20 protein-coding genes and 1 pseudogene are annotated in these 18084 nt (G+C 67.1%); 12 read left to right on the forward strand and 9 right to left on the reverse strand.

All coding sequences use genetic code 11. The features are described from left to right. The first annotated feature begins 17 nt into the window (after window positions 1–17). The 9 genes from KZ491_RS05605 to rnt all read left to right on the forward strand — a co-directional run bounded on the left by KZ491_RS05605 (window position 18) and on the right by rnt (window position 9333). Complete coding sequence (locus tag KZ491_RS05605) at window positions 18–1169, forward strand: OprO/OprP family phosphate-selective porin (RefSeq protein ID WP_222564902.1); 1152 nt, start codon at window positions 18–20, stop codon at window positions 1167–1169. A 66-nt stretch (window positions 1170–1235) separates the two neighbouring features. Continuing rightward, the gene (pstS, locus tag KZ491_RS05610; RefSeq protein WP_343225563.1) at window positions 1236–2261 is read left to right on the forward strand and encodes a phosphate ABC transporter substrate-binding protein PstS; all 1026 of its coding nucleotides are present in this window, start codon (window positions 1236–1238) and stop codon (window positions 2259–2261) included. Between the two features lie 176 nt (window positions 2262–2437). After that, the gene (locus KZ491_RS05615; protein WP_222564903.1) at window positions 2438–3763 is read left to right on the forward strand and encodes a Yip1 family protein; all 1326 of its coding nucleotides are present in this window, start codon (window positions 2438–2440) and stop codon (window positions 3761–3763) included. Between the two features lie 194 nt (window positions 3764–3957). Continuing rightward, window positions 3958–5040: a phosphate ABC transporter substrate-binding protein PstS gene (gene pstS / locus KZ491_RS05620; protein ID WP_222564904.1), complete on the forward strand. Its 1083-nt coding sequence runs from the start codon at window positions 3958–3960 to the stop codon at window positions 5038–5040. Between the two features lie 13 nt (window positions 5041–5053). Beyond that, entirely contained in the window at window positions 5054–6022 is a 969-nt protein-coding gene (gene pstC, locus KZ491_RS05625; RefSeq protein WP_222564905.1) for a phosphate ABC transporter permease subunit PstC, read from the forward strand. Next, a complete protein-coding gene (gene pstA, locus KZ491_RS05630; protein ID WP_425493096.1) occupies window positions 6022–6900 on the forward strand; it encodes a phosphate ABC transporter permease PstA in 879 nt (292 codons plus the stop codon). The genes pstC and pstA overlap by 1 nt, the downstream gene beginning before the upstream one ends. A 133-nt stretch (window positions 6901–7033) precedes the next feature. Further along, entirely contained in the window at window positions 7034–7816 is a 783-nt protein-coding gene (gene pstB / locus KZ491_RS05635) for a phosphate ABC transporter ATP-binding protein PstB (protein WP_222565488.1), read from the forward strand. A 5-nt stretch (window positions 7817–7821) separates the two neighbouring features. Further along, entirely contained in the window at window positions 7822–8556 is a 735-nt protein-coding gene (phoU, locus tag KZ491_RS05640; RefSeq protein WP_246606586.1) for a phosphate signaling complex protein PhoU, read from the forward strand. An 84-nt stretch (window positions 8557–8640) separates the two neighbouring features. Beyond that, window positions 8641–9333, forward strand: a complete 693-nt coding sequence (gene rnt / locus KZ491_RS05645) for a ribonuclease T (protein WP_222564906.1) — start codon at window positions 8641–8643, stop codon at window positions 9331–9333. Window positions 9334–9366: 33 nt separating this feature from the next. On the opposite strand, the gene sugE is transcribed toward rnt, so the two are convergent. Beyond that, entirely contained in the window at window positions 9367–9684 is a 318-nt protein-coding gene (sugE, locus tag KZ491_RS05650; protein ID WP_222564907.1) for a quaternary ammonium compound efflux SMR transporter SugE, read from the reverse strand. Between sugE and KZ491_RS05655 the strand changes: the two genes are divergently transcribed. After that, on the forward strand, window positions 9671–9889 hold the full coding sequence (locus tag KZ491_RS05655; RefSeq protein ID WP_222564908.1) for a hypothetical protein: 219 nt from the start codon (window positions 9671–9673) through the stop codon (window positions 9887–9889). The two genes, sugE and KZ491_RS05655, sit on opposite strands and share 14 nt — an antisense overlap. On the opposite strand, the gene rlmB is transcribed toward KZ491_RS05655, so the two are convergent. Then, the gene (gene rlmB, locus KZ491_RS05660) at window positions 9879–10640 is read right to left on the reverse strand and encodes a 23S rRNA (guanosine(2251)-2'-O)-methyltransferase RlmB (protein WP_222564909.1); all 762 of its coding nucleotides are present in this window, start codon (window positions 10638–10640) and stop codon (window positions 9879–9881) included. The genes KZ491_RS05655 and rlmB overlap by 11 nt on opposite strands. A gap of 83 nt (window positions 10641–10723) precedes the next feature. Between rlmB and KZ491_RS05665 the strand changes: the two genes are divergently transcribed. Next, complete coding sequence (locus KZ491_RS05665) at window positions 10724–11461, forward strand: DNA-formamidopyrimidine glycosylase family protein (protein ID WP_222564910.1); 738 nt, start codon at window positions 10724–10726, stop codon at window positions 11459–11461. 31 nt (window positions 11462–11492) lie between these two features. After that, entirely contained in the window at window positions 11493–12632 is a 1140-nt protein-coding gene (locus tag KZ491_RS05670) for a DmpA family aminopeptidase (protein ID WP_222564911.1), read from the forward strand. A 33-nt stretch (window positions 12633–12665) separates the two neighbouring features. On the opposite strand, the gene KZ491_RS05675 is transcribed toward KZ491_RS05670, so the two are convergent. The 7 genes and pseudogenes from KZ491_RS05675 to KZ491_RS05705 all read right to left on the reverse strand — a co-directional run. Continuing rightward, entirely contained in the window at window positions 12666–13181 is a 516-nt protein-coding gene (locus tag KZ491_RS05675) for a hypothetical protein (protein WP_222564912.1), read from the reverse strand. A gap of 118 nt (window positions 13182–13299) precedes the next feature. After that, window positions 13300–13584 (reverse strand): hypothetical protein, encoded by a 285-nt coding sequence (locus KZ491_RS05680; RefSeq protein WP_222564913.1) that lies wholly within the window; start codon window positions 13582–13584, stop codon window positions 13300–13302. 46 nt (window positions 13585–13630) lie between these two features. Continuing rightward, the gene (locus tag KZ491_RS05685) at window positions 13631–14026 is read right to left on the reverse strand and encodes a YchJ family protein (RefSeq protein ID WP_222564914.1); all 396 of its coding nucleotides are present in this window, start codon (window positions 14024–14026) and stop codon (window positions 13631–13633) included. Between the two features lie 146 nt (window positions 14027–14172). Continuing rightward, on the reverse strand, window positions 14173–14355 hold the full coding sequence (locus tag KZ491_RS05690; RefSeq protein ID WP_222564915.1) for a hypothetical protein: 183 nt from the start codon (window positions 14353–14355) through the stop codon (window positions 14173–14175). Between the two features lie 71 nt (window positions 14356–14426). Beyond that, entirely contained in the window at window positions 14427–16874 is a 2448-nt protein-coding gene (gene rnr, locus KZ491_RS05695) for a ribonuclease R (protein WP_222564916.1), read from the reverse strand. Window positions 16875–16940: 66 nt separating this feature from the next. Then, window positions 16941–17225, reverse strand: a complete 285-nt coding sequence (locus tag KZ491_RS05700) for a lipid-A-disaccharide synthase N-terminal domain-containing protein (RefSeq protein WP_222564917.1) — start codon at window positions 17223–17225, stop codon at window positions 16941–16943. 83 nt (window positions 17226–17308) lie between these two features. Beyond that, window positions 17309–18064: pseudogene (locus KZ491_RS05705) on the reverse strand (glycosyltransferase family 2 protein); the annotation flags it as partial. Between the last annotated feature and the right edge of the window lie 20 nt (window positions 18065–18084).

The raw sequence follows: 18084 nt of genomic DNA on the forward strand, positions 1-18084 counted from the left end.
GATATGACCTTCCGCCGATGCCCATTGCCCGCAACCGCCTCGCCTTTGCCCTGCTGCTGGCAGGCGCCGTACCGCTCGCCCATGCCGAAATCGCCATCGATGTGATCGGTGGCTCGGAGATCAGCTTCGAAGGCCTGGTGCAGGCCGATTACAACCACTTCGGCAGCGACGTCGCCGACCTCAATGGGGATGCGCTGGACGGCCGCAATGCCGACCAGGAACTGCGCCGCGCCGAGCTGGTGCTCAAGGGCAAGGGCCCGGGCAACATCGACTGGGTGATGGGCTATGACGCCAAGGCCGACAAGTGGCTCGACGTCAATGCGAAGTACAAGCTCGGCGGCAACAAGCAGCACTACCTGCAGATGGGCCAGTTCAAGCAGCCCAACAGCCTGGAGGAGCTGTCGTCGACCAAGAACAACGACTTCATCTCCAAGGCCACCATCACCAACAGCTTCGCCACCGGTCGTCGCCTGGGCGCGGCCTACTCCTATGGCAGCGGCCCGTTCGCCATCACCGCCAGCTACTTCGGCAGGGAACTGACCCGCAACAAGGCCGCCGGGGACGGTTACGGCGTGCGCGGCACCTTCGCGCCGATCAACCAGGACGGCACCATCCTCCACTTCGGCCTGTCGTACGTGAACCGCGATGTCGATGGCGACGAGATCAAGTTGTCGGCCAAGCCCAATGCCGACCTGACCAAGGCCAGCCTGGTCAGCACCGGCACCCTGGCCAACGCGGATCGCATGTCGACGATCGGGCTGGAGAGCTTCTGGGCACGCGGGCCGGTCAAGCTGCAGGCCGAATACATGCAGGTCGACGTCGACCGCTACGGCGCCGGTGCGGCCGACTTCCGCGGCAGCGGCGGGTACCTGAGTGCCCTATGGAACGTCACCGGCGAGGGCTGGAAGTACAAGGACGGCGTCCCCGGCACCGAAGCCCCCAGCGACCCGGCCGCCGGCATGTGGCAGCTCGGGATGCGCTACGACACCATCGATCTGGACGACGGCACCGTGCAGGGCGGCCAGATGGACGCGATCACCGCCGGGGTGAACTACTACTGGCGCTCCAACTTCAAGCTCGCGCTGAACTACGTGAAGGTCAACAGCCAGCGCGCCGGCATCGACGACAACCCCGACATCACTGAAGCCCGCCTGCAGTTCTTCTGGTAAGCGACTGCCATTCCTGCCGCCGGCTTGACCCCTCCCTTCCTCCTACCCACCTTCCCGGAGCCCTCCGTGTCCCAGTTCCGTACCTTCCGTTTCACCGCGCTGGCCCTGGCCGCCGCGCTCTGTGCCAGTGCGACCGCCTCCGCCGCCGAGATCACCGGTGCCGGCGCGTCCTTCATCTACCCGGTCATGACCCAGTGGTCGGCCGACTACGCCAAGGCAACCGGCAACCGCGTCAACTACCAGTCGATCGGCTCGGGCGGCGGCATCGCCCAGATCAAGGCCGCCACGGTCGACTTCGGTTCCTCGGATGCCCCCCTGAAGCCCGAAGAACTTTCCAAGCATGGTCTGGCGCAGTTTCCGTCGGTGATCGGCGGAGTGGTGCCGGTGCTGAACGTGCCGGGCATTGCCGCCGGCGCGCTGAAGCTTGACGGCGACGTGCTGGCGGACATCTTCCTGGGCAAGATCGCCAAGTGGAACGACCCGCGCATCGTCGCCACCAACTCGGGACTGAAGCTGCCGGACCTGAAGATCACCGTCGTCCACCGCTCCGACGGCTCGGGCACGACCTTCAACTTCGTCAACTACCTGTCCAAGGTCAGCCCGGCGTGGAAGTCCCAGGTCGGTGAAGGCACCTCGGTGAAGTGGCCCGGCGGCATCGGCGGCAAGGGCAACGAGGGTGTCGCGGCCTACGTCAAGCAGATCAAGGGCGGTATCGGCTACGTCGAGATGTCCTACGCACTGCAGAACAAGATGACCTACTCGCGGCTGAAGAATGCCGCCGGCAACTACATCGTCCCGAGCGACAAGACGTTCTCGGCGGCTGCCGCCAGCGCCGAATGGGGTTCGGCCGATGACTTCTACCTGGTGATGACCAATGCCCCGGGCCAGGACGCCTGGCCGATCACCGCCACAAACTTCATCCTGATGTACAAGCAGCCCAAGGATGCCGCCGGCGCGCGTGCGGCGAAGGAGTTCTTCCGCTGGGTCTATGCCAACGGCGACGCCCAGGCCAGCAAGCTCGACTACGTGCCGCTGCCGGATGCGCTGGTCCGGCAGATCGAGACCTACTGGTCGAAGGAAATGACGTACTGAGTGGCATCTGAGCATGTGTGGTGCACCACGGGCCTTCGGGCCCGTTGTGCTGCCTGTGCGGTGGAATTGCGCGACACCCGGCGCGGTAATGTCCGGATGAGCCGCCATCCGCCGTAGTTGGCATGGTGAATACGGCGCAGTCCCGCTGAACAACCGCACGCTCGGAGCAAGCACACATGAATCACGAAGGTCTCATCTCCCGGGTCAAGTCCATCCTGTTCGACCCGCGGCGCACCTGGCCGCTGATCGGCGAGGAACCGGCAACCGTCGCCGGCCTCTACACCCGATACATCATGATCCTGGCCGCGTTGCCGGCCATTTTCACCTTCATCAAGACCAGCCTGATCGGCTACGGCATGTTCGGCGTGACCGTGCGCACCGGGATCGTGGCCGGCCTCTTCGGCGCGGTGTTGACCTACGCGCTCAGCCTGGTGCTGGTGTACGTGGTGGCGTTGATCATCAACGCGCTGGCGCCGAGCTTCCGCGGCCAGAAGAACCAGGTGCAGGCGCTGAAGGTGATCGCCTACGCCTACACCGCGGCCTGGGTGGCCGGCATTGGCGTCATCATCCCGTGGCTGGGTGGCGTGATCGGCGTGGTCGGCGGGATCTACTCGATCTACCTGCTCTACCTGGGCCTGTCCCACACGATGAAGAACCCGCCCGAAAAGTCGCTGGGTTACACCGTGGTGATCGTGCTGATCACGCTGGTGCTGAGCCTCCTGATCGGCGTGCTGGTGGCCGGTGTGACCGGCATTGGCGCCTTGGGCGCGGGCGCGATGGGCGCCGGAGCGGCGGGCAAGAGCTCCAACAGCTCCACCGTGGTGTTCGACAAGGACAGCAAGCTGGGCCAGCTGGCCGCGTTTGGCGAGCAGATGAAAGCCGCCGGCGAGCGGATGGAGGCGGCCGAGTCCCGCAGTCGCAGCGCGGACCGCGGCGGTTCGAGGGACTCCGGCTCATCCGCCGGCTCGCGCGACGCCGACGTGGCGTCCGCGGAAGCGGCGATGGCCGCGCTGTTCGGCGGCAAGGATGGCAAGCCGCTGGAGGCTTTGGAGCCGGAGAAGCTCAAGAGTCTGTTGCCGGCCTCGATCGCCGGGATGCCGCGCACCGGGACCAGTGCCAACCGCGAGAGCGGCATGGGCATGCAGATCAGCAACGCGTCGGCGGACTACGCCAGCGAGGATGGCAAACAGCGCATCAGCCTCAGCGTGTCGGACGCACCGATGATGGCAAAGATGGGCGCGTTCCGCGGATTGATGAGCTCGGAGTCCTCATCGGAAACGCAGGATGGTTTCGAGAAGACCTACACCCGCAACGGACGCCACATCGAGGAGAAGTGGAACGGCCGCAGCGGCCGGGGCACCTACGGGGTCATGGTCGGCAGCCGCTTCACGGTGAAGGCCGAGGGCACCGCTGAGAGCTTCCAGCAGATCCAGTCCGCGGTGGAAAGCATCGACCTGGCCAAGCTGGAGGCCGTCGCCAAGGCAGGGGCCGAGCAGCACTAGCCCGCCGGCAAGGCACCTTACCGACGGGTCATGCCCGCGGTGCGACATCAAAAAGGGCGCGCTCCTGCAGGAGGCGCCCTTTTTCATTGTTCGGCCCGCTTCGTTCAGCCAGCCGCCATCGCTGTCATATGCCGGTAACACAAACGTCCTTTCATGGTGCCAACGCCGGCGACCCCGGCCCTGACGAGCAGCCCATGAAACCCCATCGCATCGCCGCCCTGTCCTTCGTCTTCGCTCTTGCCGCCGGTGTCATCGGCTGCACGGCGCCCACCGACGGCAGCACGTCCGACGCCAACACCGGTGCCCCGCCTGCCGCGCAGATCACCGGCGCGGGTGCGACCTTCATCTTCCCGCTGGTGTCGCGCTGGTCGGCCGACTACCACGCTGCGACCGGAAACCAGGTCAACTACCAATCCATCGGCTCAGGCGGCGGGATCGCCCAGATCACCGCCGCCACGGTCGACTTCGGCTCCTCCGACGCCCCCCTGTCCAGCACGGAGCTTGCCGAAGCCGGGCTGGGCCAATTCCCCTCGGCGATCGGCGGCGTGGTGCCGGTGGTCAACCTCGCAGGTATCGAGCCGGGCCAGCTGCGCCTGACCGGACCGCTGCTGGCGGACATCTACCTGGGCAAGCTGACGCGCTGGAACGACCCGGCGATCACCGCACTCAACCCCGACCTGGCGCTGCCGGCGACCGCCATCAGCCTGGTGCAGCGCTCCGACGGCTCGGGCACGACCTTCAACTTCACCAACTATCTGTCCAAGGTCAGCACCGCATGGCGGGACGCGGTTGGCGAAGGCAAGTCGGTGCAGTGGCCGGCCGGCGTGGGCGGCAAGGGCAACGAGGGCGTGGCCTCCTACGTGCAGCAGATCGACGGCGCCATCGGCTACGTCGAGCTGGCCTACGCGATCCAGAACTCGATGTCCCATGCCTTGCTTCAGAACGCGGCCGGCAACTTCGTCGCGCCCAATGCCGACACCTTCCAGGCCGCGGCGGCAACGGCCGACTGGGCCAGCGCCAGTGACTTCGATCTGGTCATCACCAACGCGCCCGGCGAGCAGGCGTGGCCGATCACTGCAACCAACTTCATCCTGATGCACAAGCAGCCGGCCGACGTAGAGCGCAGCCGAAATGCGCTGGCGTTCTTCCAGTGGTCACTGCACAACGGCCAGGCGCAGGCGGACGCGCTGCACTACGTGCCGCTGCCGGCGCCGCTGGTGGCACAGGTGGAGCGCTACTGGGCCAGCGAGTTCGGCTTTACCACCGGCGCGCAGTGAGCTGCAGGCAGCCATGAGCACAAGCGTCCTGACCAACCCCGGCACCCTTGCGGGCGACAACGTCGACGCCCGCAACGACCGCTGGTTCCGCTACGCGCTGGCCGCGGCCGTCGCGCTGGTGCTGTTGCTGCTGGCCGGCGCCGCCCTGTCCATGCTCTGGGGCGGCCGCGCGGTGTTGCAGGCGAGCGGCCTGGACTTCTTCTTCTCCGCCGACTGGAATCCGGTCCAGGGCCGTTACGGGGCGCTGGTCCCGATATTCGGCACGCTGGTCACCGCCGCCATCGCGATGCTGCTGGCGGTGCCGCTCAGCTTCGGTATCGCCTTCCACCTCACCGAAGTCGCGCCGCGCTGGTTGCGCGGCCCGGTAGGCACCGCGATCGAGCTGCTGGCCGGCATCCCTTCCATCATCTACGGCATGTGGGGATTGTTCGTACTGGTGCCGGTGATGACCCGCCATGTCACGCCGTGGGCCAACGACCACCTCGGCCCGCTGCCGGTGATCGGTCCGTTGTTCCAGGGGCCGCCGATCGGCATCGGCATGCTCACCGCCGGAATCGTGCTGGCGATCATGGTGGTGCCCTTCATCAGCTCGGTGATGCGCGAGGTCTTCCTGACCGTGCCGACGCGGCTGAAGGAATCGGCCTACGCGCTGGGTTCGACCAAGTGGGAAGTCAGCTGGAACATCGTGCTGCCCTACACCCGTTCGGCGGTGATCGGCGGCATCTTCCTGGGCCTGGGCCGGGCGTTGGGCGAGACCATGGCGGTGGCGTTCGTCATCGGCAACTCGACCCGCTTCACCGCGTCCCTGCTGGAGCCGGGCACCACCATTGCGGCGCTGATCGCCAATGATTTCGGCGAGGCCACGGGCGAGTACCGCTCCGCGCTGTTGCTGCTGGGCTTCGTGCTGTTCATCGTCACCTTTGTCGTGCTGGCGCTGGCGCGCGTGATGCTCGCGCGCCTGGCCCGCCGGGAGGGGAGCTGATGACCACCCTGCGTAACGACGCCGTCGCTGAGGGGCTGTATCGCCGCCGCCGGATCGGCAACGCGCTGGCGCTGGTGCTGTCCAACGTAGCGACCGTGATCGGCCTGCTGTGCCTGGGCTGGATCCTGTGGACGCTGCTGGCCAAGGGCATTGGCGGCATCGAGGTCGCACTGTTCACCCGCGACACGCCGCCGCCGATGACCGCGGGCGGTCTGCGCAACGCGTTCTTCGGCAGCGCCATGATGTGCCTGATGGCCATCGCGATCGGCACCCCGCTGGGCATCGCCGCCGGCACCTGGCTGGCCGAATACGGCCGCGGCACCCGGATCGGCACGGTCGTGCGGTTCGTCAACGACATCCTGCTCTCCGCACCGTCGATCGTGCTGGGCCTGTTCGTCTACACGCTGGTGGTGATGCGCACCGGCGGCAATTTCTCCGCCATCGCCGGCGCCATCGCCCTGGCTTTCATCGTCGTGCCGGTGGTGCTGCGGACCACCGACGAGATGCTGCGGCTGGTCCCGGGCCAGATGCGCGAGGCCGCCCTGTCACTGGGCGTACCGCACTGGAAGGTGGTGCTGCAGGTGATGTTCCGCTCGGCACTGCCCGGCGTCATGACCGGCATCCTGCTGGCACTGGCCCGCATCTCCGGTGAGACCGCGCCGCTGCTGTTCACCGCGTTCGGCAACCAGTACTGGAGCGCCGACCTGACCGGTCCGATGGCCAGCGTTCCGGTGGTCATGTACCAGTACGCCAGCAGCCCGTACCAGTCCTGGCAGGACCTCGCCTGGGCCGGCGCGCTGGTCCTGACCACCTTCGTCCTGCTGACCAGTTTGGTCGCCCGCGCCATCGTCGCCCGTCACCGGGTGCCGCATGACTGACGCCCCTTCCTTCCCGTTACCACCCGAGGCACCACCGATGAACGCCACCGCCGTGCTCGACCTGCCCCGCTCTCCCGCCGTGCGTGCGCACGTGGCGCCCGGTGCGCCCATCGACGAGCGGGCAACCCGGTCAATGCCGCTCGTTGCCGATGCCGTGCAGGCCCCGCCCAAACTCGCGGTTCGCGGGCTGGACTTCCACTACGACCGGTTCCACGCGCTCAAGGACATCAACCTGTCGATCCCGGAGAAACAGGTCACCGCCCTCATCGGCCCGTCGGGCTGCGGCAAATCCACGCTGCTGCGCGTGTTCAACCGGATCTACGCCCTGTATCCCAAGATGCGCGCCACCGGCCAGGTGCTGCTGGACGGGGCCGACATCCTGGATCCGCGCTACCCACTGAACCGCCTGCGCAGCCGTGTCGGCATGGTCTTCCAGAAACCGGTGCCGTTCCCCATGACGATCTTCGAGAACGTCGCCTACGCCATCCGCCACCACGAGAAGCTCTCCAAGGCGGAGATGGCCGTGCGCGTGGAGCAGGCCCTCCACCAGGCGGCCCTGTGGGACGAGGTCAAGGACAAGCTGGGCGCCAGCGCCCTGGGCCTGTCGGGCGGGCAGCAGCAGCGCCTCTGCATCGCGCGGGCGGTCGCCCTGCGGCCGGACGTGTTGCTGCTGGACGAGCCGACCTCGGCGCTGGACCCGATCTCCACCAGCCGCATCGAGCAGCTGATCGCCGGCCTCAAGAGCGAGTTCACCATCGTCATGGTCACCCACAACATGCAGCAGGCGGCGCGCGTGTCGGACTACACCGCTTTCATGTATCTGGGCGATCTGATCGAACACGATGCGACCGAGACGATCTTCTCCAACCCCTCGCAGCGCCAGACCGAGGACTACATCACCGGCCGGTTCGGATGAGCACCATGACCCTGAATGACCCCCGTTACGACGGCCCGCAGATGGCCGATGAGGAACAGCAGCGGTTGCTGGACGAAACGGTGCGGATGGGCGAACTGGCCGCGACCCAGCTTGAGGCCGCCCTTGGCCTGCTCGGAAGCGACGACCCGGCGGCGGCGCAGCGCATCATCGCCGGCGATGGGGCCATCGACGCGCTCGAGCAGCAGATCAGCCACGACGTGATGCGGCTCGCCCTGCACGGCCCGATGGCGCGCGACCTGCGCGGCATCCTCGCCGCGATCCGGATCACCTCCGACATCGAGCGCATCGGTGACTTCGCGGCCAACATCGCCAAGCGCTCGACCGTGCTGGGGATCACCCCGCCCCTGCTGCGCATCACCGCGCTGCACGCCATCGGCACCCTGGCGGTGGATCAACTGCGGCAGGTGCTGGCTGCCTATCGCGACCACGACGCGGCGTCGGCGCTGCGTGTGCGTGAACGCGACGTGGCCATCGACACCGCCTACACGAGGGTGTTCGGCGACCTGCTCGAGGACATGAGGACGGACCCCTACGCGGTTCCGGCGTGCACCCATCTGCTGTTCATCGCCAAGAACCTGGAGCGGATCGGCGACCACGCCACCAACATCGCCGAGAACGTCTGGTTCCTGGTACATGGCGACGACCCGCTACCCCCGCGGGAGAAGCGCGACCACAGCAGCACGCTTGGAGCAGGCAGCGCCGGCAACCTGGCGGGTTGAACTTCCACTTGCCTCACCGCATCGGGTGGCGTCGGGACCCTGCGCGAACCGGGGCGTTCGCCCGCCTCTGCTACGCTTTCGGCCATGACCGACGCCGCGCCCCCCGCCTCCACGCCAGGCTCCCCCGACACGCCCACGATCTCGCCGCTGGCCACGCGCTTCCGCGGCTTCCTGCCGGTGGTGGTGGACGTGGAGACCGGCGGTTTTGACTGGAACCGCCACGCGCTGCTGGAAATCGCGGTCGTGCCGGTGGATATCGACGAGAACGGGCTGCTGATTCCCGGCAAGACGGCGAGCGCGCATGTCATCCCGGCGCCCGGCCTGGACATCGATCCCAAGTCGCTGGAGATCACCGGCATCGTGCTGGACCACCCGTTCCGCTTCGCCAAGGAAGAGCGCGCCGCGCTAGATCACGTGTTCGCGCCGGTGCGCGAGGCCTGCAAAAAGCACGGCTGCCAGCGGGCGATCCTGGTCGGCCACAACGCGCATTTCGACCTGAACTTCCTCAACGCCGCGGTGGCCCGGACCGGCCACAAGCGCAATCCGTTCCACCCCTTCAGCGTGTTCGACACGGTCACCCTGGCGGGGGTCGCCTACGGACAGACGGTGCTGGCGCGCGCCGCGGCGGCGGCGGGCATCGAGTGGGACGCCAATGAGGCGCATTCGGCCGTGTATGACACCGAACGCACGGCCGAGCTGTTCTGCCAGATCGTCAATGCGTGGCCGACGCCGATGCCCGGCGTGGCGCCACTGACGCGGGCACCCGCGCCGCGCTGAGCCGGCGTCGGTCCGCGGATTGCCGCGGCGGTTTTACGGGGTGGCGAGTTTCAGGCCGATCATGCCGGCGATGATCAGGGCGACGCTGCCGATGCGCAGAGCGTTGACGGGTTCGTCAAACAGGACCACGCCAAGGATCACGGTGCCGACGGCGCCCACGCCGACCCAGATGGCGTAGGCGGTGCCGACAGGCAGGTTTTTCATCGCGATACCGAGCATCCAGACGCTGATGGCCATCGCCACGAGGGTGCCGACGGTGGGCCACAGGCGGGTGAAGCCTTCGGAGTACTTGAGGCCGATGGCCCAGGCGATTTCGAACAGGCCGGCGGTGAGGAGGATGATCCAGTTCATGTTGGGCGACTCGTGGGGCGGGCTTCAGGCGTGGTTGGCGCTGGCCGGTGGCGCGCTCGGCGCCTGCCGGCTACGCGAGGAGGCGTCCGCCGGGTATCCCGATCAGTCGCTCCACGATATTCGCTTGGTGATCGGGACACCCGGCAGACGCCAACGGGAGGACGTGGTGGGTGGGGCGGAAAGCAAAAGCCGCGTCAGCCGGTGACGCGCTGGCGGACGGCTTCGAAGAGGGTGACGCCGGCGGCGACGGAGACGTTCAGGCTTTCCACGCCGGCACCGCCATCGGCGCCGGGCATGGGGATGTTGACCAGCTGGTCGCAGTTTTCGCGGGTCAGGCGGCGCAGGCCGTCGCCTTCGCCGCCGAGTACCAGGCCGACGTTGCCGCGCAGGTCGACGTTGTAAAGGCTGCCTTTTGCTTCGCCGGCGAGTCCGTACAGCCAGACGCCCTGCTTCTGCAGGTCGCGCATGGTGCGGGCCAGGTTGGTGACGGGGATCACCGCGACGCTGTCGGCGGCGCCGGCGGAGGTCTTGCGCACGGTGGCGTTGACCTGCACGGCCTTGTCCTTGGGGAATATCACCGCGGTCACGCCGGCGGCCGCCGCGCTGCGCAGGCAGGCGCCGAGGTTGTGGGGGTCCTGCACGCCGTCGAGGATCAGCAGCAGGGCGCGGCCTTCGGCGGCGGTGACGAGGTCTTCCAGTTCGTTCTCGTCCCAGGTCTTGGCCGCTTCGTAGCGCGCGACGACGCCCTGGTGGCGCAGGCTGCCGGCGACGCCGGAAAGCGCCTGCTGGTTGACCCGGCGCACGTCGATCCCGAAGCGGCGGGCGGAGCCTTCAATTTCGGTCAGGCGCGGGTTCTTCCCGCCCGCCTCGATCAGCACCTCGCGCACGTTGTCGGCGTCGTGCTCGATCGCGGCGGCCACGGCGTTGATGCCGGCGATCCATTGTTTCTGGCTCATGGGGGTCGGGAGCGAGTGTGGGGGCGGCCATTGTAGGCGGGCGCGTTGACGCCTGCCTCATCGCACCTTCCTATAGTCCGCCAATGCCCGAGGGTCCTTCGATCGTCATCCTGCGCGAGGCCGCCGCGAAGTTCGCGGGACGCAGGGTGCTGAGCGTGTCCGGCAACAGCACCCAGGACATCCAGCGCATGCGCAACCTGACGGTGGTCGCGGTGCGCAGCTGGGGCAAGCATTTCCTGCTGCAATTTCCGCGCTTCAGCCTTCGCATCCACATGCTGCTGTTCGGCAGCTACCGCATCGACGAGGACAAGGGCACGCCGCCGCGGCTGTCACTGGGCTTCAGCAAGGGCGAGGAGCTGAACTTCTATGCCTGTTCGGTGCGCTTCCTGGAGGGAGACCTGGACGATCATTACGACTGGAGCGGCGATGTGATGAGCGACGACTGGGACCCGGCAGCCGCGCGTCGCAAGCTGAGGGCCCGGCCGGAGGCGCTGGCGGCCGACGCGCTGCTCGATCAGAACGTGTTCGCCGGCGTGGGCAACATCATCAAGAACGAAGTGCTGCACCGCGTCCGCGTGCACCCCGAGAGCACCGTGGGCGCCCTGCCCGCGCGTAAGCTGGGCCAGCTGGTCACCCAGGCGCGCGACTACAGCTTCGACTTCTACCACTGGAAAAAGGCGTTCCAGCTGAAGAAGCACTATCAGGTCCACACGAAAACGATCTGCCCGCGCGACGGAACGCGCCTGAGCTACTGCAAGCACCTGGGTGCGGCGCGACGCCGTGCGTTCTGGTGCGAAACCTGCCAGCGGTTTTACGGTTAGGGTTGCGGTCGGACCGCTGGAGGGAATCAACATGGTTGTTCGCCTGCTCGTCGTCGCCCTGCTGTGGGCCGCCTGCACGCCTGCACAGGCCCAGCAGAAAAACCTGCGCGACCATGGCATCGCCATCGGGGTGCTGACGCCCGGCCCGTGGAACGCGATCACCGATGTGCCTGGGGTCGCGGTCGGCCACACGACGCTGGTGCGCGGGACGGACGTGCGCACCGGGGTCACGGCGGTGCTGCCGCATGCCGGCAATATCTTCCAGGACAAGGTTCCGGCCGCGGTGTACGTGGGCAACGGCTTCGGCAAGCTGGCCGGATCGACCCAGGTCGCCGAGCTCGGCACGCTGGAGACGCCGATCATCCTGACCAACACCCTCGGCGTGCCGGTCGCGGCTGACGCGCTGATCGACCACGTCTTCTCGTTTGCCGACAACGCCGACGTCGGCTCGGTCAACCCGGTGGTCGGGGAAACCAACGATGGCTATCTCAACGACATCCGCGGCCGCCATGTGGCCAAGAGCGATGTTCTGGCGGCGATCAAGTCGGCAAAGGACGGCAGCGTCGCCCAAGGCAATGTCGGCGCCGGCACCGGCACGGTCGCGTTCGGCTTCAAGGGCGGCATTGGCACCTCCTCGCGCAAGCTGCCCGGCAACCTGGGCGGCCATACCGTGGGCGTGGTGGTGCAGACCAACTTCGGCGGTGTGCTGAGCGTGGGCGGCGTGCCGATCGGCAAGGTGCTGGGCAAGCACTACCTGAGCGATGCGCTCAACGACTCGCCCGACGGCTCGTGCATGATCATCGTGGCGACCGACGCGCCGCTGGACGCCCGCAACCTGGAGCGGCTGGCCAAGCGCGCCATGCTCGGGCTGGCCCGGACCGGTGGCATCGCCTCCAACGGCAGCGGCGACTACGTGATCGCGTTCTCGGCCAACAAGGCCGTGCGCGTTCCTCACGCATCTGACAGCCCAACGCAGCAAGTGACCGTGCTGCGCAACGACGCCATGTCGCCGTTGTTCATGGCCGCCATCGAGGCGACGGAAGAAGCCATCCTCAACTCGCTGTTCCAGGCCGAAACCACGGTCGGCCGTGACGGCCACGAGGTCCGCGCGCTGCCGGTCGATGAGGTGCTGGGGATCATGGAGGCGCGGGGGTATCGGGTTTTGCGTTGACCGGACCGGGCCCCCACACACTCAACAGGGAGCTCAGCAGCGAATGTTTCCGACGCTTATCGCCGGTTGGCTGCCCCGGTGCTCTTGCACACGAAGTAATTGCCCATCCAGAGAACTTCCCAGCATCACCTCGGACTGGCGGCAAATCGTCAAGGTCGACTCTGCGAGTCCGGCATTGCCCAAGCGGACAATGGCCACTGGCCCTGCACGGTTCGGGCTGACGCCCACCACCCGTACATTGGCGATACGCGCGCTCCTCTCAGATTCCTTTCTTTGCGCCGTGTTGGCTGCGCGCTTCTGTCGCGATTGCCGTGCTGCCACATCCAGCTCGCGGCCAATGGAATCGGCCGCCTTCTGGAAGCTGCGCGACAGCAACTGCGCATTGACCCAGTACGAGTACCAGGGATAGGCCAGCGCCACCATCAGGAAGACCAACAGCCCAATCCAGAAACGGGAGTCGGCGCTGTCGTCGAGTGAACCTTCGGAGCTACGGCTATTTCGGCGGAATCGAACGTTGCCCCATTCACGTCCTTTTGTTGGTTCGTCCACGACTTCTCCCCAAGTCAATCGCACCTAATTCAGCAGGGGCCGAACGCCGATCTCGCGCCCTGTGCTCTCGAACCAACTTTGCCCTCTTCACCTTGCCGACCGCGACGCTGCCGACAGGTCACACCTCCCCCGTTCGGTTGGAGTCGGGGAGCCTCGGCGCCATTGCAGTCCGGGTCGCGACCAGTTCCGCAGCAATACGGGCAAGCTCGGCGTTGGTCTTCTTCGACTCGGCGATGATCTCGGCCAGCTTGTCCTTGGTCCCGAAAATCGCGAACGGCAGGAAGAACCACAGCACCGCGAGCACGAACGCGAAAATTGTAAATACGAGGCCCAGGCCTCCGCTCATAATTCCCATCTCAATCCCCTTGTAGAAGTCAAAAAATCCCCAGGGCGAGTAGACCACGGATAACCGTGCGAGGCACACGAGTGCGGTCGATGAGGGGCTGTCTCTAGCGAGCCTTGCCGGGAAATTCCCCGTCGACATACAACCAGATTCCGTCACGGCATTCGAAACGGCTTATCTCATGCATCCGCACAGCCGGGGCGCCGCCCACCTTGTAGCGGGCGACGAACTCCACCAGCGCGGTGCCATCACCGGCGTCGACGTGGCGCTTCACATCCAGTCCAAGCCACCTCGTGTCCGGGCTGTCGTCCATGTCCAACGCGGCCGGACAGGTGTCGGGGTGCCATGTCGCCAGCAGGTAATCGCGCAGACCGAGGACGTAAGCGCTGTAACGCGAACGCATCAACGCCTCGGCGCTGCCCGCCGGGGTGCGGCCTTCGTGCAGCGGCTGGCAGCAGGCCGCGTACGCGGCGGAGGGATTGCAGGGGCAAGCGTGCGGCATGGCGGGAACACGGCAACTCGGGCCGGGGAGCTTAACGCTCAGCGCTGCAAGGGTGGACAAATTTTCACCATCGCCCGCCTATTCCACTCCGGTGTTGAAGCAAAAAGCCCCGGAACCGGGGCTTTTTGGGAAACGCGTTGCGCTGTTTACTCGGCGACTGCGGCTTCCGGCTCGGCGCTCCGTGATCGGCGGCTAACGCGCGTGGACAAGGCCTCGCTCAAGGCTTCCAGGCCCTGCTTGCGGCCGCCCTGCCACTTGCTGACGAAGGCGTCCGCATCGGCGTCGGTGTTGACGGAGATGGAACTGCGCTGTTGTGCGTCATCGGCCACGATTCGAGTCCCCTGCCTGCGGTGTGTGATGCCGCAGGCAGGATACGCGATGGCCGGATGGCCTCAGGCGGTCAGCCTTTCTTCTTGTGGCCCTTGGGCGCGGGTTTCTTGGCGGGCGCGTCGCCCTGCGCTTGCGCCTCTTCGCCGGGCTTGCGCGGCTTGCCGTCGCCGGCCAGGCGGAAGTCGATCTTGCGCTCCTCCAGGCTGGCCTTCATCACGATGATGCTGACGCGGTCGCCCAGGCGGTATTCGCGCCCGGTCTTCTCGCCGGTCAGCATCTTGCGGATCGGATCGAAGCGGTAGTAGTCGTTGGGCAGCTGGGTCACGTGGACCAGGCCGTTGACCTTGGACTGGTCCAGCTCCACAAACAGGCCGAAGCTGGTGACGCCACTGATCACGCCGTCGAACTCGCTGCCCACGTGCTGCTCCATCCACGCCGCGCGGTAGCGGTCATCGACCTCGCGCGAGGCTTCGTCGGCACGGCGGCCGCGCTCGGAGCTCTGCAGGGACAGCTGGGCCATGTCGCTGGGCGAATAGCGGTATTTCTCCGGCGCCGCGCCGCTCAGTGCGTGCTTGATCGCGCGGTGCACCAGCAGGTCGGGGTAGCGGCGGATCGGCGAGGTGAAGTGGGCGTACGCCTCCAGCGCCAGGCCGAAGTGGCCGATGTTTTCCGGCTGGTACACGGCCAGGCTCTGGCTGCGCAGCAGGACGGATTCGATCAGCGGCGCCTCGGCGCGCTCGCGGGTGTTGCGCAGCAGCTGGGTGTAGTCGCGCGGCTGCACCTTCGACCACGCCGGCATGCGCAGCTGGAACTCCTTGAGGAACTCGAGCAGGTCTTCGTACTTCTGCTCCGGCGGGCGGTCGTGGGTGCGGTACGGGGCCACCACTTCGGCGTCGATCAGGAACTTCGCCGCCTCCACGTTGGCCGCGATCATGCATTCCTCGATCAGCTTGTGGGCGTCGTTGCGCACCAGCATGCCGGCCTGCACGACTTCGCCGCGCTCGCCGAGAACGAAGCGCACTTCGCTGGATTCAAACTCGATCGCGCCGCGCTTGGAGCGCGCCTTGGCCAGCACCTGGTAGAGCTGGTGCAGGCGCTGCAGGTTGGGCAGCAGCTCGCCGACCTGCTGCTGGGCTTCCTCGCGCGCTTCGTCGTCGATGCCGTCGCCGATGGCGTTCCAGACCTGGTTGTAGGTCAGTCGCGCGTGCGAGCGCATCACCGCTTCGTAGAACTTCGACTCTGTGACCTGGCCCATGCGGTCCACCTGCATGTCGCAGACGAAGCACAGGCGGTCGACCTTGGGCTTGAGCGAGCAGATGCCGTTGGACAGCACCTCGGGCAGCATCGGCACCACGAAACCGGGGAAGTAGACCGAGGTGGCGCGGTTCTGCGCTTCCTCGTCCAGCGGCCGGCCCGGGCGCACGTAATGGGAGACGTCGGCGATGGCGACGATCAGCCGGAAGCCGTCGCGGTTGGGTTCGCACCACACCGCGTCATCGAAATCCTTGGCGTCCTCGCCGTCGATGGTGACCAGCGGGAACGCGCGCAGGTCAACGCGGTGCGTGGTTTCGGCGGCCTGCACCTCGACCGGGATCGCGCCTGCCTCGTCCAGTACCTCGGGCGCGAACTCGTGCGGGATGTTGTGGCCGTGGATGGCGGCCTGCACCGCCAGCGACGCGGTCAGCTTCTCGCCCAGCACGGTGAGGATGCGGCCCATCGGCGGGCGCCGCGCATCGGGCGCGCGGGTCAGCTCGCACACCACCAGATTGCCCGGCTGCGCGTCGCCGCGGCCCTCGGGCGGAATCAGGATGTTGCGCTGGATGCGGCGGTCGTCGGGCTCGACGTAGCAGATGCCGTCATCGACGATGAAGCGGCCGATCATCCGGCTCATGCGGCGCTCGAGCACTTCCAGGATCGTGCCTTCCTGGCGGCCGCGGTTGTCCAAGCCGGTGAGGCCGGCCAGCACGCGGTCGCCATGCATGACCTTCCGCATCTCGTAGGGCGGCAGGAACATGTCATCGCCGCCGGCATCCGGACGCAGGAAGCCGTAGCCATCCGGGTTGGCGATCACGGTGCCCGGCACGAGGTCGAGCTGCTGGGCGGGGACGAAACCGCCGCGGCGGTTCTGCAACACCTGGCCGTCGCGCACCATCGCCCGCAGGCGGGCGGTCATGGCATCGAAGCGATCGGGCTCGGTCAGGGCTAGCTTGGTCGCCAGCGCCTCGGCGTCCATCGGACCGTCGGCCGCCGCCAGCAGCTGCAGGATCATCTCGCGGCTGGCGATGGGCTGCTCGTAGCGGGCGGCCTCTCGCGCGGCAAACGGATCAGCCAGCTTGCCGCCGTCGGCATGCAGTGGCGCCAGGGGTGGCTTGGGACCGCCTCGCGGTGCATCCGGCATCCAGCCGGGCTTTTTCGCCTTCGACTTGCCGCCTGCGGCACCTGCCGCGGATTTCGGGGTTCCGGCCTTGCCGGTCGATTTGGACGGCTTGCGGCCGCGCTTGCTGGGGGGCTTATTCATGGAAGGGCATGTTACAGCCAGCCCACGTCAACGGCAGGGGCTGGCAGGCAGGCAGGGCCCGCGTGGTCAGGCGTCGCCGGTGTCCGCGCTCAACTTGCCGCGCCGGATCAGGTGCAGGTTGCGCAGGTAGATGAACAGCCCGGTGGACTGGCCGACGATGAACACCGGGTCGGCGCGGTGAATGGCGTACGCCAACAGGACGGTGCTCCCGCCCAGGCTGAGATACCAGAACGCGGTCGGCACCACGCTGCGCTGGGCCCGTTCGGAGGCCAGCCATTGAATGATGAAACGCGACGCGAACAGCGCCTGGCCGACAAACCCCACGATCAGCCACGCGGAGATGTTGTTCATGCCCTACTCCTGTCCAGTTCGATGACGTCCCCGCCCTCCTTGGTCTGCAACTCGCCTTCGCTGGGAAGCAACTTCGCCACGTGGCTGCGGCGGACAAGCCACGCCACGCCCCACAGGTCGGACAATCCGACCAGGGCGCGGCCGATGTTGGTGTAGTGCGACGCGCCGGCGCCGCGCGCACGGTGGTTTACCGGGACGCTGATCGTGCGCCAGCCGGCGCGCTGCATGAGCGCCGGCAGGTAACGGTGCATGTGGTCGAAGTACGGCAGGTCAAGAAAGGCCTCGCGTTCGAACAGCTTGATGCCGCAACCCGTGTCCGGGGTCGCGTCGTGCAGCAAGGACTGGCGCACGGCGTTGGCAATGCGCGAGGCGACGCGCTTGTCCCAGCGATCACGGCGTTTGGTCCGCCAGCCGGCGATCAGACGGACGTCGTCGCCGGCCGCGTCACGCGCCGAGAGCAGGCGCGGCAGGTCGGCGGGATCGTTCTGCCCGTCACCGTCGAGGGTGGCGATCCAACGGCCGCGCGCGGCCTTGACCCCGACGCGGATCGCCGTGCTCTGGCCGGACTGCCTGGCAAGCGGCAGCACGCGCAGCTCTGGCATGTCGGCAGCGGACCGGCGCAGTTCCTCAAGCGTGTTGTCGGGGCTGGCGTCGTCCACGCAGAGCACCTCGAAGCGGACCACGCCGCGCAGGGCGTTGCCGACTTCCGCCAGCAACGCACCGATGTTTCCCGCCTCGTTATGCACTGGAATCACGACCGAAAGCTCGGGAACATCCTCGCCTGCGGACACGCGCAACGGACGCTCAAAACGCACTGACTGGACGCGATCAACGCGCATTGGTGGAATCTCCGAATCGG

This window comes from Novilysobacter antarcticus (genome assembly GCF_019802285.1).
GTDB classification, from domain to species: domain Bacteria; phylum Pseudomonadota; class Gammaproteobacteria; order Xanthomonadales; family Xanthomonadaceae; genus Novilysobacter; species Novilysobacter antarcticus.